Source organism: Cupriavidus sp. CP313 (assembly GCF_054072015.1).
In genome coordinates this window covers 77,636-89,820 of record NZ_JBSVZB010000016.1, presented here as the reverse complement: position 1 = coordinate 89,820, position 12,185 = coordinate 77,636, and the positions used below count along the sequence as shown (strand labels likewise).

The 12,185-nt window shown below is 63.6% G+C and carries 13 protein-coding genes; 4 read left to right on the top strand and 9 right to left on the bottom strand.

Features of this window, described 5'->3' with window-relative positions:
- The first annotated feature begins 148 nt into the window (after positions 1–148).
- Positions 149–778 (top strand): Crp/Fnr family transcriptional regulator, encoded by a 630-nt coding sequence (locus ACW4E8_RS21460; protein ID WP_456806388.1) that lies wholly within the window; start codon positions 149–151, stop codon positions 776–778.
- 60 nt (positions 779–838) lie between these two features.
- Here the strand turns inward: ACW4E8_RS21460 and ACW4E8_RS21455 are convergent, their stop codons facing one another.
- The 3 genes from ACW4E8_RS21455 to ACW4E8_RS21445 are packed head-to-tail and all read right to left on the bottom strand — an operon-like array spanning position 839 to position 4,721.
- A complete protein-coding gene (locus ACW4E8_RS21455) occupies positions 839–3,085 on the bottom strand; it encodes a molybdopterin cofactor-binding domain-containing protein (RefSeq protein ID WP_456806387.1) in 2,247 nt (748 codons plus the stop codon).
- Positions 3,086–3,095: 10 nt separating this feature from the next.
- Positions 3,096–3,569 carry a (2Fe-2S)-binding protein gene (locus ACW4E8_RS21450; protein ID WP_456806386.1) on the bottom strand — a complete coding sequence of 158 codons (474 nt, stop codon included), beginning with the start codon at positions 3,567–3,569 and terminating at the stop codon, positions 3,096–3,098.
- Positions 3,570–3,626: 57 nt separating this feature from the next.
- Positions 3,627–4,721 (bottom strand): NADH:flavin oxidoreductase/NADH oxidase, encoded by a 1,095-nt coding sequence (locus ACW4E8_RS21445; RefSeq protein ID WP_456806385.1) that lies wholly within the window; start codon positions 4,719–4,721, stop codon positions 3,627–3,629.
- Between the two features lie 174 nt (positions 4,722–4,895).
- On the opposite strand from ACW4E8_RS21445, the gene ACW4E8_RS21440 reads away from it, so the two are divergent.
- On the top strand, positions 4,896–5,822 hold the full coding sequence (locus ACW4E8_RS21440; RefSeq protein ID WP_456806384.1) for an AraC family transcriptional regulator N-terminal domain-containing protein: 927 nt from the start codon (positions 4,896–4,898) through the stop codon (positions 5,820–5,822).
- A complete protein-coding gene (locus ACW4E8_RS21435; protein ID WP_456806383.1) occupies positions 5,815–6,477 on the top strand; it encodes a helix-turn-helix domain-containing protein in 663 nt (220 codons plus the stop codon). The genes ACW4E8_RS21440 and ACW4E8_RS21435 overlap by 8 nt, the downstream gene beginning before the upstream one ends.
- On the opposite strand, the gene ACW4E8_RS21430 is transcribed toward ACW4E8_RS21435, so the two are convergent.
- From ACW4E8_RS21430 to ACW4E8_RS21405, 6 genes are all read right to left on the bottom strand, one after another.
- Entirely contained in the window at positions 6,440–7,174 is a 735-nt protein-coding gene (locus tag ACW4E8_RS21430; protein ID WP_456806382.1) for an IS6 family transposase, read from the bottom strand. The two genes, ACW4E8_RS21435 and ACW4E8_RS21430, sit on opposite strands and share 38 nt — an antisense overlap.
- A 165-nt stretch (positions 7,175–7,339) precedes the next feature.
- Complete coding sequence (gene dmpG / locus ACW4E8_RS21425; protein WP_456806381.1) at positions 7,340–8,365, bottom strand: 4-hydroxy-2-oxovalerate aldolase; 1,026 nt, start codon at positions 8,363–8,365, stop codon at positions 7,340–7,342.
- Positions 8,362–9,324 (bottom strand): acetaldehyde dehydrogenase (acetylating), encoded by a 963-nt coding sequence (locus ACW4E8_RS21420; protein ID WP_456806380.1) that lies wholly within the window; start codon positions 9,322–9,324, stop codon positions 8,362–8,364. Before ACW4E8_RS21420 ends, dmpG begins: the two co-directional genes overlap by 4 nt.
- A gap of 51 nt (positions 9,325–9,375) precedes the next feature.
- The gene (locus ACW4E8_RS21415; RefSeq protein ID WP_456806379.1) at positions 9,376–10,143 is read right to left on the bottom strand and encodes a 2-keto-4-pentenoate hydratase; all 768 of its coding nucleotides are present in this window, start codon (positions 10,141–10,143) and stop codon (positions 9,376–9,378) included.
- Positions 10,140–10,943 carry a 2-keto-4-pentenoate hydratase gene (locus ACW4E8_RS21410; RefSeq protein WP_456806378.1) on the bottom strand — a complete coding sequence of 268 codons (804 nt, stop codon included), beginning with the start codon at positions 10,941–10,943 and terminating at the stop codon, positions 10,140–10,142. The genes ACW4E8_RS21415 and ACW4E8_RS21410 overlap by 4 nt, the downstream gene beginning before the upstream one ends.
- Positions 10,940–11,215, bottom strand: a complete 276-nt coding sequence (locus tag ACW4E8_RS21405) for a tautomerase family protein (RefSeq protein ID WP_456806377.1) — start codon at positions 11,213–11,215, stop codon at positions 10,940–10,942. The genes ACW4E8_RS21410 and ACW4E8_RS21405 overlap by 4 nt, the downstream gene beginning before the upstream one ends.
- Positions 11,216–11,264: 49 nt before the next feature.
- On the opposite strand from ACW4E8_RS21405, the gene ACW4E8_RS21400 reads away from it, so the two are divergent.
- Complete coding sequence (locus tag ACW4E8_RS21400; RefSeq protein ID WP_456806376.1) at positions 11,265–12,170, top strand: LysR family transcriptional regulator; 906 nt, start codon at positions 11,265–11,267, stop codon at positions 12,168–12,170.
- Positions 12,171–12,185: the final 15 nt, after the last annotated feature.

The window sequence follows — 12,185 nt, the reverse complement described above, 5'->3', positions numbered from 1 at the left end:
CACCTTGGACGCGCCGGTCCACTAATCTAGTTCTTGCGAGGGACTCTTGCCGGATTCATACGCCGCCATGCGGGATCGCCTGCTGGAAGCGCCGTGGGCGCGACACCTCTCTGCAGAGCAGCTAGGGCGCGTTGAGCGAGACACCCGCGTGTCGAGCTACGCCGCGGGGTCGCTGGTCTGCCAGCAAGGCGCAGCGGCCCTGCATTGGATTGGCGTGCTGGACGGCATGGTGAAGGTCAATACCGTATCGCCGGATGGCCGTGGAACAACGTTCATCGGCGTTTCTTCCGGCGGATGGCTGGGAGAAGGGGCGCTGCTCAAGCACGAGCTTCGTCCCTACGAAGTGGTCACGCTGCGCGACAGCTGGATCGCGTTGGTGCCGGCAGAGACCTTTGACTGGCTGTTCGAAACAAGCCTGAGCTTCAACCAGTTTCTGGTGCGCCAGTTGAACGCGCGGCTCGGCCAGTTTGTTGCGGTCGTGGAGAGTTACCGCATGCAGACAACCACGGCCCAGGTAGCCATTTGCGTCGCGGAACTGTTCAACCCGGCACTGTGCACGGCTACGTCTGACGTCCTGCGGATTTCACAGGAGGAAATCGCACGCCTGTGCGGCCTGTCCCGTCAGGTCGTGAATCGCGCCCTGCACGAACTGGAGGCAGCCGGCCTGGTTCGTATGCAATACGGCACGATCCACGTACTGGATGTCCCGGGCTTGCATGCTTTTGGACGAGGCATCGACCCGAGACAGCAAAGTCTGGCATCGATGCCCGAGGGCTGACGGCCACGCGCCGACAGCGGCAGGGAAGGCCTGCCGTCGGTGGGCAGCCTCAATCAACGATCACGTCAGTTTGAAGGGAAGCTGGCGCAGCGGCTTGCCCGTCAGGCGCGCAATGGCGTTGGCAAACGCCGGCGCCAATGGCGGCAGGCCAGGCTCGCCCATGCCCGTGGGTGGATCGGCGCTCGGCACGATATGGACGTCGAACGCGGGGGTGTCGGTAATGCGCGCCACCGTGAAGTCGCCAAAGTTGCTTTGCTCGACGACACCGTCCTTCAGCGTGATGGCAGAGCCCGCCAGGCACATCGACAGACCCATGACTGCCGCACCCTGCACCTGTGCTTCCACGGTGCGGGGATTCACTACCAGATTGCAATGCACGCCGGCGGTGACGCGATGCAATTGCGGGCGGCCTTCCTTCACCGAGGCCTCCACGACATAGGCCACCACGGAATCGAACGACTCGTGCACCGCGACACCCCAGGCGCGGCCGGCGGGCAGCTTCTTCTTGCCGTACCCGCTCTTGTCCACCGCCAGTTGCAACGCAGCGCGATGGCGCGGATGCTGTTCGCCGAACAGGCGCATGCGATAAGCCACCGGGTCTTGCCTGGTGGCGCGCGCAATCTCGTCGAGCAGTGTCTCCATGACATAGGCCGTGTGGGTGGACCCGACACTGCGCCACCACAGCACCGGCACGTTGGGCGTGGGGTGGTGCACGGTCAGGCGCATCGGTAGCGGGTAGGGATCGCGCATGCCCTCCGTGGCCGTGGCGTCGATGCCGTTCTTCACCTGGAATTCCCCGAACACCGTGCCCGAGGTAATCGACTGGCCAACGATGACATGATCCCAGGCCAGCACCTTGCCTTGCTGGTCGAAGCCGATGCGCGCGCGATGCAGGTGCATCGGGCGGTAGTACCCGCCCTTGATGTCGTCCTCGCGGCTCCACAGCGTGCGTATCGGTGCCTTCATGCCGGCGGCGCGCGCGGCCTTGGCGATCGCGCAGGCCTCGACCACGTAGTCGCTCGTGCTCGCGAAGCGCCGGCCAAAGCCGCCGCCCGCCATCTGCACACGGATCTTCACCTGCTCGGGCTTGAGGCCCAGCGCGCGCGCCGCCGCGGCACCGTCCAGGCCGGGGCACTGGCTGCCGACCCATAGTTCGGCGTGCCCGTCGGACAACTGCACGGTGCAGTTCAGTGGCTCCATTGGCGCATGCGCCAGATAGGGGAACACGAATTCCGCTTCCAGCTTGCGCGGCGCGGTGGCCAGCGGCGCCATGTCTGCGTCGAACTGACGCAGGCCGGGCCGCGTCGCCAGTTCGCGGTACTGGGCCAGCAACCGTTCGCTGTCAGCCTTTTCAACCGGGGTTGTGTTCCATTGCAGCTTCAGCGCGTCGCGCCCTTGCCTGGCCGGCCAGTAGCCGTCGGCGACCACGGCCACGCCTTCGCCACCACGGTCGACCGGCACGCGCAGCACTGCCTTGACACCCTTGATGGCTCGCGCGGCGCTGTCGTCCACCGTAGTCAGGCGCGCGCCAAACACAGGCGGATGTGCCACCACGGCAGTGAGCTGACCGGGCAGGCGCGTGTCGATACCGAAATCCTGGCGCCCGCTGCTCTTGGCATGCGCATCGATGCGCGTGGTGGGCGTGCCGATGATGCGAAAGTCCTTCGGGTCCTTCAGCTTGACCTTCTCCGGCACCGGTAGCGCCATGGCGGCCTCGGCCAGTTCGCCGTAGGTCAGCGTGCGGCCACCCGGACCCAACACCACCCCTGCGCGGGTGCGCAGCGTGGCCACGTCCACTTTCCAGCGCGCCGCCGCCGCCGACAGCAGCATCGCGCGGGCACGGGCGCCAAGCTCACGGTACTGCGTGAAGCTGTTCTTGACCGAATGCGAACCGCCGGTGAGATGAATGCCGAACAGCGGGTCGACGTAGGCAGCGTCGTTCGAGCCGTGCCGGCTGCGCACTTGGCTCCAGTCCGCGTCGAGCTCCTCGGCCAGGATCATCGGCAAGGCAGTCTGCACGCCCTGGCCGAACTCCAGCCGGTTGATGGTCACGGTGACCTCGCCGCCGGCAGCGATCTGTACAAACGCCAATGGCTGCTGCGTCGGCTTCAGGGCGCTCGCGGCACCGCCGGCACTGGCGGCCTGTGCTATGGCCAGATGCGGAAATGCACCGAGCGCCAGGCCGACGGAGCCGGCCAGCTTCAGGAAGCTGCGGCGCGGCAGCATGGCGGGTTCGTCGCTCTGGCTCCGGGCCAGCAGCCGCTGCAGATTGCGCGGCATTTCGCCGTGATCGAAATTGGGCAACATGGCGGATCCTTCAGGCGAGCGTCTTGGCGGCATCGGCCACCGCGGCGCGAATGCGGGGGTAGGTACCACAGCGGCAGATGTTGCCCGCCATGGCGGCGTCGATCTCGGCAGCGCTGGGTTGCTTGCCGCGAGGCAGGGATTTGAGGAAGGCGGTGGCGCTCATGATCTGGCCGCTCTGGCAGTAACCGCATTGCGCCACGTCGTGCTTGACCCAGGCCGCATGGACTGCGGTGCCGACCCGGTCGCTGCCATCGGTGGCAGCTTCGATGGTGACAATGGACTTGCCCTCGGCGGCAGAGACCGGCGTGATGCACGAGCGAATGGCCTGGCCGTCCAGATGCACGGTGCAGGCGCCGCAGAGTGCGGCACCGCAGCCGAACTTGGTGCCGGTCATGCCAAGCGAGTCGCGCAGCGCCCAGAGGATGGGTGTGCCGGGATCGACATCGATCGTGTGCTTACGGCCGTTAACGTTGAGCGTGCTCATCGGGGAGGGTTCTCCGTAGGTGGTGGTCAGGGTACGAGTGCCGTGAATCGCCTGGCCTCAGCCCGCCCAGCTCTGCAACCAGAAGGCGTACGGCGTTGGCAGCACTGACGCCGCCTGCTCGACCTTGAGGTCCCGCGCCGCCCGGAACGGCCAGTGCGGATTCGCCAGCAACGTACGGCCGAACAGCGCGAGGTCGAGCTGCCCCTCGCGGATCAGGGCGTCCGCCTCTGACGCACTCGTGATCTGCCAGCTGGTTGCAACCGGCAGTCCAGTTTGCGCACGAATCTGTCGCGCGTAGGGAACGAGGAAGTTGGGTCCCCATGGCACTTGCTCGTCCGCAGTGGACAGTGCGAGTCCGACGTCGACGAGATCCAGGCCGGCTTCTTTCAGCCATTTCAGGACCTGAACGGACTCAGCGAGTGTCTCGTCTTCCCGACCGTTGAATTCCACAACACCCAGGCGTGCCGTCAGCGGCAGGCTTTTCGGCCATACCTCTCTCACGGCGGCCACCGTCTCGATCAGGAAGCGAGCGCGATTTTCCAGCGAGCCGCCGTACTGGTCGTCCCGCGCATTGGTGAGAGCGGACAGGAAATTCTGTGCGAGGAAGCCATGGGCAAAATGAAGCTCAAGCCACTGGAATCCCGCCTGCAGGGCACGAGCGGCGGCATCCACGAAATGCTGTTGCGTGCGCCGGATGTCCTCCAGGCGCAGTTCCCGCGGCATATGCGGGTTCGCGGGCATGAACGGCAGCGCGCTCGGCGCCACCGGCTGCCAGGCGCGCGGATCGTTCATGTCCAGTGGGGCACCGCCCTCCCATGGGGGCGTGCAGCCGGCCTTGCGGCCAGCGTGACCGATCTGGATGCCCGCTACGGCGCCGGCGGCCTTGATGGCCTTCGCCACAGCGGCAAGGCCCGCAATGTGCGAGTCGCTCCAGAGGCCCACGTCACCAGGCGTAATCCGTCCCTCCGGTGACACGGCGGTCGCTTCAACGATGACGAGCCCGGCGCCGCCGCGCGCCAGCGTAGCGTAGTGGCTCTGATGCCAGTCGCTCAGATGCCCGACCTCGGCCATGTACTGGCACATGGGAGAGACGACGATACGATTTCGAAGGGTGACGCCCTTCAATGCGTAGGGGGTAAAGAGGGACGACATCTGGCAAGCCCATGGAGAGTAGCGATGGGGCCCAGTTTGCGGGAAGGTGCCCGAAAACTGTTTGCCAATTCCGCCCCACTTTTTGCCCAATCCGACGATTGCACGCCCGTCACGACCGCCTGTCATCGGGCCGGTGCTAGACTTCCTGCAGCAAAAGGAGGGCGGAGCAGGAGCATGAATGCGCGTGACAAGATTGGAAATCCTGGCAAGCTTGCGGCCATTGACACCCTCGCCGAGGCAATCGGCCAAATTGCCCAAAATGACGGCGACCATTTCACCGGGATTTCGGGCCTGACGCTCCACCGCAGGAGCGCCAGCGCAGCCCCGATGCCATGCATCTACGGGTTCGGGTTAGGGGTGGTCGCTCAGGGTGGCAAGCAGGTCATGCTTGGCAATGAGGTGTTCAACTACGCCGCCGGACAATCCTTGCTGACGACGATCGACGTGCCTGTCGTGTCGAACGTCACGGTCGCTACGCCGGCCAAGCCGTTCCTTGGCCTAATGCTGGCGCTTGAGCCGCGCATCGTCATGGAACTGGCCGCAGAAATGGAAGGGATGGAGCCTCGGAAGGAGAGTCCGAATCTCGCAATTTCCGTCAGTGACCTTGAGCCGCCTGTCCTGGACGCATTGATCCGGCTCGTACGACTGCTCGACGAGCCGGAACTCATACCTCACGTCGCCGCATTGATTCAGCAGGAAATCGCCATTCGCCTGCTGGCGGGGGCCTATGGGCCGCTACTTCGAAAGTTCGCGGCCACCGGCTCGCCAAGTGAGCAGATTGCCCGGGCAGTGGCGTGGCTCAAGCTGAATTTTGCACAGTCGTTCCAGGTGGAAGAACTCGCAGCCAATGCACACATGAGTCCGTCGACATTCCGGCAGCACTTTCGCGCGATTACGGGGACCAGCCCGCTGCAGTACCAGAAGCAGCTACGCCTTCAGGAAGCACGCCAACTGATGCTGAGCCAGAACCTCGACGCAGGAACGGCAAGTCTGCGCGTCGGGTATGAAAGCGCATCACAGTTCAGTCGCGAGTATGCCCGGCTCTTCGGTGCGCCTCCCTTGCGGGATATTCGGCGGATGCGGATTGCCAGCAATGCATGATATGCCATCCGGCGTCTTCCCCAATGAAACATGCGTGTGCTCCAAATGTCTCTCCGCTGCACTGGCCAACGCGAAGACCATCATCATCGTCCCGGGGTGGCGCGGTTTCGAAGCGGACGTCCCGCCGGAATTTTGCCGCGCGTTGAGGAAGGCGAGCAAACGCGGGGCGCGCGTCATGCCAATCTGCACGGGCGCCTTTGTCTTGGCGACAGTAGGGTTGCTCAACGGAAAGCGTGCGACTGTGCACTGGCGTCATGCCGCAGCACTCGCGGCGCGATATCCGCACGCGGTGCGCGCAACATTGGACGAGGGCTGGTCGATTGTCAGAATGGCAAAGCAAACGGCGATGAGTGTCAGGACCTTTCAGCGGCACTTTGTCAGTACGATGGGGATGCCGCCAGGGGAGTGGCTGCTTACCGAGCGCCTGGGCCGGGCCAGGACGTTGCTCGAAGAGGCCGATTTATCCGTGGATGAAATCGCGGTGCAAGTCGGTTTTGGTGCTGCAGCCACGTTGCGCAATCATTTCCGGACTCGGCTTGGAACCAGCCCGGGTTACTACAGGCGAGGGCGCTGTCAACTTGCCGATAGCGAGGCAAGGCAGTGGCAGGGATCACTGATCAGAAGGCAGTTGACGGATTTTGGGCCACTTCAGTGAATTCGTGCCAGGCAGCGAATCTCGCTGCAAGGTGTTTGCGATAGAGCGAAGCACGCAGCAGATGCCGTTTCAGCGCGAAGTGTTGTCGGATCGGACCGAAGCTCGAAAGAAAAGCCTGCGTACGTTTTCGGTCGCGAAACCCACGCATGCGCCGCTCGCGTTCGCGGGTCGGCTGGTGGCTGTTCTCGGCTCGATTGTTTACCCGTGCGGCGGCTTTCACGAACACGTGTTTGACACTGGCCAGCTCTGGAATGTCCGCCATTGCGGCCGGGTAGCTGCGTAACTGATCGGTGACAATCTTGCGCGGCGCCGGACATGAGCGAAGCACGCGCAGGAAGAAGCGTTTGGCGGCAGCCTTGTCGCGCCGCTTCTGCAACAGGATCTCCAGTTCGGCGCCGTGCTCGTCGACCGCCCGCCACAGCAGATATGGCTCGCCGCGCAGCGTCACGAACATCTCATCGAGATGCCAGGTGCTGCCTGGTTTGCGTCGTGCGGCCTTCACGCGATGGGCATAGCCAGCGCCAAACTTGTCACACCAGCGGCGAATTGCCTCGTAGGTAACGACCACACCGCGCTCGAACAGCAGTTCCTCGATGTCGCGCAGGCTCAGGTTGAAGCGAAAATACCAGCGCACCGCGTGGCTGATGACCGCCGCCGGAAACCGGTGGCCGTGATAGAGCGATTTGGTCTTCGTCATCCCGTCATCTTACGCGGCCGCCTCCCTAATGTGACAGCACCGGTGTGGGGCTTGCCATTGACGTTGAGTTTGAAAGTTGTCATCAGCGCTCCATATGCAAGAAGAATGGACAACCTCGCTTGGTCGTCCTCACCAAAGAGCTATTCGCAGAACGCCAGGCCGCGCTCACTGAGGCGTTGCGTCCCGCAGCAGATCCAGCGCCACATCGACGATCATGTCCTCCTGGCCACCTACCATCTTGCGGCGACCCAGTTCGACCAGGATGTCTACGGTCTTGAGGCCGTACTTGTCGGCCGCGATTTCCGCGTGGCGCAGGAAGCTGGAATAAACGCCGGCATAGCCCAACGCAAGCGTTTCGCGGTCCACGCGGACCGGGCGATCTTGGAGCGGACGGACCAAGTCGTCCGCCGCGTCCATGAGGCCGTACAGGTCGCAGCCGTGATTCCACCCCTGACGTTCCGCCGCGGCGATAAATACCTCCAGCGGGGCATTGCCCGCACCGGCGCCCATCCCGGCAAGGCTCGCGTCAACGCGTGTGCAACCTTCCTCGAGCGCAATCAGGGAGTTCGCAACCCCGAGGCTCAGATTGTGGTGCGCGTGGATGCCTGTTTCAGTCTCCGGATTCAGCACGTCCTTGAATGCCCGGAAGCGGTCGCGGACGTCGCTCATTCCCAGTGCACCCCCCGAATCAACGACATACACGCATGTCGCGCCGAAGCTTTCCATCAGCTTCGCTTGTGTTGCGAGATTCTGCGGAGTTGTCATGTGGCTCATCATCAGGAAGCCGACGGCGTCCATACCGAGTTCACGTGCATATTCCAGGTGCTGGCGTGAGACGTCCGCCTCGGTGCAATGTGTCGCCACGCGGACCACGCGAGCGCCGGCGTCAAACGCATTGCGCAGATCATGAATGGTCCCGATGCCCGGTAGCAGCAGTGTCGCAATTGCCGCGTTCCGGACTGACTCCGCTGCGGCCGCGATCCAGGCGACGTCCGTGTGTGCGCCAAAGCCGTAGTTGAAACTGGAGCCTTCCAGGCCGTCGCCATGCGCGACCTCGATGCTGTCGACGCCGGCCCGATCCAGCGCCGCCGAGATCGCCTTCACGTTGTCGATGCTGTACTGGTGGCGCACGGCGTGGCTGCCGTCGCGCAGCGTGACATCCGAGACGTAGATTCGCTTGCTGTCGTTCATTGCGCTGACTCCTTTGCACCACGCGCGATCCCGGCGGCTACCCGGCGACGCGCCATGAGATCGCCGCACGCCAATGCCGCGGAGGTCATGATGTCCAAATTGCCCGCATAGGCGGGGAGATAGTGGGCTGCGCCCTCGACCTCGAGGAATACCGAGGTCTTGAGCCCATGGCGCAGGCCAAGCCCCGGCACATTGATCGGCTTGTCTTTGGGAATCTCGTCAAACTGGACGGCCTGCTTCAGGCGGTAGCCGGGTACGTAAGACTGGACGGCCTTCACCATGTTGGCGATGCTCTGTTCCACGGCTGCGCGGTCGGCCTGTTCCGAAAGCACGAAGACCGTATCGCGCATGATCAGGGGCGGCTCCGCCGGATTCAGCACGATGATGGCCTTGCCGCGTTCGGCTCCGCCAATCTGTTCGATCGCCTTACGGGTGGTCTCGGTGAACTCGTCGATGTTTGCGCGTGTGCCGGGTCCCGCGGACTTGCTTGCGATCGATGCGACGATCTCGGCGTAGTGGACCCTGGCGACGCGCGACACCGCCGCCACCATCGGAATCGTCGCCTGCCCGCCGCACGTGACCATGTTCATGTTCGGCGCATCCTCTTCCTCGAGATTGATGGCCGGAATGACATAGGGACCGATCGCCGCGGGCGTGAGGTCGATCACCTGCACGCCTTCATGTTGCAGGACCTCGTTGTGGCGCCCGTGCGCGCTTGCGGATGTGGCATCGAAGACGATATCGATATCACGGAACACCTCGAGTCGAAGCAGTCCTTCGATGCCGTCGGATGTCGTGGCAACGCCGAGCCGGGAGGCCCTTGCCAGGCCATCCGACGTCGGATCGACGCCGACCATGGCGCCCATCTCAAGATGCTTGCTGTTGCGCATGACCTTGATCATCAGGTCGGTGCCGATATTGCCCGGACCAATGATCGCAACCTTGACCTTATGTTGCATGTCTGTCTCCATAAAACTCGGTGATGTCTTACCTGCGGTGGAGAACCTGCCTCAGTCGCCGACGTGAAAGCCCGTCCGTCCAAGCCGCTCCATTTCGAGGCAGACATACTGCCCCGGCCTGATCCACTCAGCGGGCGTCGCGCCACCGGCCATCACGATCCAGCCGGCCTGCAGAGGCTCGTCGGCGAGTTCGGCCAGACGCGCGGCAGCGACCAGCGAACGCAACGGGTGTCCGAGCAACGCGGCCGTGGATCCGACCTGCACCGTGCGCCCGTCGATCGACAGCGTAAGGCCAAGGTTCGAGAAGTCCTGGTGCGGGTCCTGCCATGGTCCGATGACAAAGCCACTTGACGAGGCGTTGTCTGCAATGACCTCGGGCAGCGAGAACTTGAAGTCCTGATAGCGCGAATCGATGATTTCGAGCGCCGGCGCGATGGCTTCCACGGCAGCGAGCGCCTGTGCTGCAGTGACCTGCCCGCAAAGCGGCTCGCGCAGGACGAACGCCAGCTCGGGTTCGACGCGTGGATGGATGAAGCGGGAGAAGTCGACTGTCGAACCTTCTTCAATGAGCATGCCGGAGGTGAGCCGTCCCCAGATCACGTCGGACAGGCCCATCTGCAGCATCTTGGCGCGGCTGGTAAAGCCCATCTTTATACCAACGCGTTTTTCGCCGCGATCCAGGCGGCAGCGGATGGATGCGCGCTGCACTTCATAAGCTTCAGCGAGGGGCATGGCTCCCTCGGGATCAAACTGGGCGACGGCCTGCGCGCGCTGCGCGGCTTCGTCGAGAATGCGTGCGAAGTCGGAATATTGGCTCATGCTGCCTCCCTGGCCGTTTGCCCGAATACGGCCCTGACAGAGCCCAGCCCGCTGATGCGGGCTTCGAATATGTCGCCCGCGTGGACCGCGGCCATCGGGCCTAATGCGCCCGAAAGGACCACCGAGCCTGCCTTCAGCGGGGTGCCGAACGCGGCCATCGTGCGGGCAAGCCAAACGACGGCGTTCAGAGGGTTGCCCAGGCATGCGGCGCCGGCGCCCGTCGACACCGGGTCACCGGCGCGCTCGAGCACCATTCCGCACAGACGCAGGTCGATCTCGCCGAGTGTTCTCGGCGTGCTGCCGAGCACGAAAGCCGAGGAAGAGGCGTTGTCAGCGATGGTATCGGCGATGCCGATGTTCCAGTTTGCAATCCGGCTTCCCACGATTTCGAGCGCCGGCAGCACGTATTCCACGGAGTTGAGGACGTCAAGCTGTCCCGGATTGTTCATCGTCAGATCCCGTCCCAGCACGAACGCGATCTCGGCCTCGATCTTGGGCTGCGTGAGCGTCTCGAAAGGAATGGGCTCGCTATCGCCATAGCTCATGTCGTCGAACAGCATGCCGAAGTCCGGCTGATCAACGCCGAGCTGCTTCTGCACCGCGACGGAGGTGAGGCCGATCTTGCAACCCACCACGCGATGACCCTCGCCACATTTCTGCACCGTGTTGAGACGCTGGATCGCGTAGGCAGATTCGATGGTGAGGTCCGGATAAGTCTCGCGTAACGGGGCGATGTACTCGCGCGTTTGCGCCGCTTGCCGCAACGCAAGGGCAGCTGTTGCGATTTCGGTTGGCTTCATTGGGATACCTTGCTTGTGGGGGCGGGTTCGTCCTTGGCGCGATCGCCAACGACCCAGTGCGCCGGTTCTACGGGCGTGGCGAAAACGCGGATCGATTCGAGCGGGGCCCCTAGCGTTTCATGAACGGTCTGTGCAACGGCCTTGAGGCAGCGCTTCACGACGGCCTCATCGCGGCCGCTGACGAGAGAGATATGTACGATTGGCATGGCGAACCTCCTGAGTTGGAGGAAGTATTGCGGCGTGCTGCCATGCCGGTCCAATACTGTTTTCATGCCCGGTGATACCATTCCGGTATCGTGACCCCGCTGGATAAGGACGACGATGGACGTGCGGCAGATGCGTTACTTCCTGGCAGTCGCCGAGGAGCTCAACTTTGGCCGGGCTGCCGAGCGCTTGCACATGGCCCAGCCCCCGTTGACGAGACAGATCCGGGCGCTGGAGGAGCAGATCGGCGTGCGACTGTTCGAACGCGGCAATCGCGGCACGGAGCTCACCGAGGCCGGCAAGCGACTGCTGCAGGACGTCCCCAACATCCTGGCGCTGACCCAATTGGCGGAAGAACAGGCCAGGCTCGCGGGCGCGGGCCTGCTCGGGCGGCTTGACGTGGGAATCTTCAGCGCGGGCATCCTGAATGTAGTCCCGCGCCTGCTGGCCAGGTTTCATACCTCCCGGCCTGAAGTCCAGATCAGCCTTCACAACATGACGAAGAGTGAGCAAATCACTGCGCTGCGCGAGCGCCGTATCACTGTTGCGTTTAACCGCCTGGTTCCGGAAGAAGAGGACCTTGTTGTGGAATCGGTCCTGCGCGAGCCCTATCTGGTCGCGCTTTTCGAGGGGCATGCACTGTGTAGCCGGGCTGCAATTTCAATTGCCGATCTCGACAACGAGCCGATGATCCTTTACCCCAATATTCCGTTGCATGGTCTTGCGCAGGAGGTCGCGGAAGCGTTTCGACTGGCAGGGGCCAGGCTGCGGGTCGAGCAGGAGGTCGAGGACGTGGTGACATGCATCGCTCTCGTCGCCAGCCGGTTTGGACTTGCCATCACGACGGAGTCTGCAGCCAATCTCCGTTTGCCGGGGGTCGTGTACAAGCCCTTGAGAGATCCCAGATTGCGCGACATCGAGCTGAGCTGCGTCTATCGCCGGGGGGACACGTCTCCCGTGCTGCAGGGATTTCTTGGCATCGTGCGCGACTACCGGAATGATCCTGGCGTGGTCGTGCCATAGCGCAGGCGTGCCCGG